The 2,554-nt window shown below is 67.8% G+C and carries 3 protein-coding genes and 1 pseudogene; 2 read left to right on the plus strand and 2 right to left on the minus strand.

Annotated elements, in window-relative coordinates; genetic code table 11:
• Positions 1–754 (plus strand): phosphate acetyltransferase (gene pta / locus QZ994_RS19435; RefSeq protein WP_290877629.1); only part of this gene is annotated, 754 nt, incomplete at its 5' end.
• Positions 755–851: 97 nt separating this feature from the next.
• Here pta and QZ994_RS19440 read toward each other — a convergent pair.
• Positions 852–1,397, minus strand: a complete 546-nt coding sequence (locus QZ994_RS19440; protein WP_290877635.1) for an NUDIX hydrolase — start codon at positions 1,395–1,397, stop codon at positions 852–854.
• 84 nt (positions 1,398–1,481) lie between these two features.
• Positions 1,482–2,000: pseudogene (locus tag QZ994_RS19445) on the minus strand (chorismate lyase); the annotation flags it as partial.
• Between the two features lie 84 nt (positions 2,001–2,084).
• Here QZ994_RS19445 and QZ994_RS19450 point away from each other — a divergent pair.
• The coding region (locus QZ994_RS19450) for a laccase domain-containing protein (protein ID WP_290877632.1) at positions 2,085–2,554 on the plus strand (470 nt) is incomplete at its 3' end.

Below are 2,554 nucleotides of genomic sequence, written 5' to 3' on the forward strand. Positions count from 1 at the left end.
GCGCTACGTGGCGCCCATGGTCGAGCTGCGCAAGAGCAAAAACCTGAATGCACCCATGGCCGAACAGCAGCTCGAAGACCCGGTGGTGATTGGTACCATGATGCTGGCCCTGGATGAGGTGGACGGGTTGGTATCCGGGCTGGTGCATTCCACCGCCAATACCATCCGCCCGGCCCTGCAACTGATCAAGACCGCCCCGGGCTGGAGCCTGGTTTCGTCGGTGTTTTTCATGTTGTTCCCGGATCAGGTGGTGATGTACGGGGATTGCGTGATGAACCCTCACCCCGATGCTGCCGAGCTTGCCGAGATTGCCCTGCAAAGCGCCGATTCCGCCCAGGCGTTGGGTATTGCGCCACGGGTCGCCATGCTCAGCTATTCCAGCGGGCAGTCCGCCACGGGCGAGGAAGTGGAAAAGGTGCGCGAAGCGACCTTGCTGGCACGGGAGCAACAACGCGGGCTGCTCATCGATGGCCCCTTGCAATATGACGCTGCGGCAAACGAGGCGGTGGCACGGCAGTTGGCGCCTGACAGCGACGTGGCCGGCCGCGCCACAGTATTCGTGTTCCCGGACCTGAACAGCGGCAACACCACTCACAAGGCTGTTCAGCGCAGCGCCGACTGCGTGAGCCTGGGGCCAATGCTGCAAGGGCTGCGAAAACCGGTGAACGACCTGCCGCGGGGCGCGCAGGTCGATGACATCGTGTACACCATCGCCCTCACCGCCATCCAGGCCAGCCGCAGCCTGGAAGGTTAGGCCAGGGCCGATCGGTCACTGCTGGGCCGGCTGCTGGTACTGCTGGCCCGGAATGGGCTTGCTGCGCCCCATCCGACCCCTTTGGCACGCAGGCTGGTCAACGGATATCGGCGCAATGCACGGGAAATTGACCTTCGATGCGGTCTGCGAAGTAGCACTCCAGCGCCATGCGGACGGTGCGGAAGGCCAGGTCGTCCCAGGGAATGTCTTCCTGGCTGAAGAGGCGGGCTTCCATGGTCTCGGGGCCGGGCGAGAAAACGTCGTCGGTCAGGCGGGCGCGGTAGAACAGGTGCACCTGTCCGGCCGTGACCACGTTGAGCACGCAGTAGAGGCCCTGCATCTCGAAGTGGGCGCCGGCTTCTTCGTCGGTCTCGCGGGCGGCGCCTTCTGCGGTGGTCTCGCCCAGTTCCATGAAGCCGGCGGGCAGGGTCCAGAAACCCTTGCGCGGCTCGATGTTGCGTTTGCACAGCAGCACCTTGTCGCCCCAGACGGGCAGGGTGCCGACCACGTTCAATGGGTTGACGTAGTGGATGTGCCCGCAGGCGGGGCAGACCGCGCGCGGACGGTTGTCGTCTTCGGGCACCTTGTGCTCGACGGGCGTACCGCAAACCTGGCAGTGCTCGATTCGGCGTGAAAGCAGCATGCGCGCAAGTGTAGGGCAAGCCTGGGCGCGAGGGCGAGGCGGGCCATTGGCCGCCAGAGACCGCACCCAGGGGGCAAAACATTCCATCACCTGCAAGGGCTGGCCACGGTGGCGGAACACCGACCAGCGCGCCCAGACCGGTTCTGCCGCAGGCCGATCCTCCAGGGTCAGCGTCCATTGCCGACCCAGGTGGCGGCGCAGCACGCCGCCGCGAGGCAGACGGCTGGCGTGCAGCGGGCCGCGTTGCACACGGTGGCCGTCGAACAGCAATTCGGCCAGCGGGCGCGTGCCCAGGCCCTTGATGGCCCGCCAGGGCCCTTTCACGGCCCGAAGCGGTGCACTGCTGCGAGCCCAGACCGCCGGGCGCCCATCGACCTTCAGCACGACTTCGCGCACATGACCCGCTGCGCTGCCCAGGGCCCTGCGTTCCTGGGGCAGCAGCCGCTGGCGACCCTGTTCCAGCACCTGAACCGTCACCGGCCCGTGTGCCCGCAGGCGTGCGGTCAGCGATCCGGGGGCGGTGAGCCAGGCGTCAAGGGCGGGAGGCAGAGCGTGTCGGTGCCGGGCCTGAGAGGTCGGCCGGCTTGGAAGCAGGGGTAGCATCGTGGCAAATCATAGCGGCCCGCAAGGGCCTGCCCGTGCGCTGCACACCCGCGGGCGCCCCTGGTCACGTCCATGTCTCCGCCCATGTCCGCCTCGTCACTGCTCCCCTCCACGTCGCCCTGTTCCGCCGATGCCGAGGCCATGGCATGGCCTGAAGGCTGGCTGTGTCCCGATCTGGGTGATGGCGTGGGAGCCCTCATGACCGCCCGCCAGGGCGGCGTCAGCCAGGGGGCTTACCAGGGGTGCAACCTGGGGCTACATGTGGGCGATGATCCTCACGCGGTGTCCGCCAACCGCGAACGGGTGGCCCGGTTCATCGGCGCGCGGCCAGTCTGGCTGGACCAGGTGCATGGGCCCGATGTGTTGCGAGTGCGCGCCGTCGCCGCAGCACCTTCGGGTGACATGGCGCCAGGTTGCGCACCGCAGGCCGATGGCGCCCTGAGCACCGAGCCTGGCGTGGTCTGTGCCGTGATGGTGGCCGATTGCCTGCCCTTGCTGCTGGCGGCGCCAGATGGGCGTGGTGTGGCGGCGCTGCATGCCGGCTGGCGCGGCGC

It is taken from the genome of Aquabacterium sp., from assembly GCF_021768455.1.
Lineage (GTDB): Bacteria > Pseudomonadota > Gammaproteobacteria > Burkholderiales > Burkholderiaceae_C > Aquabacterium.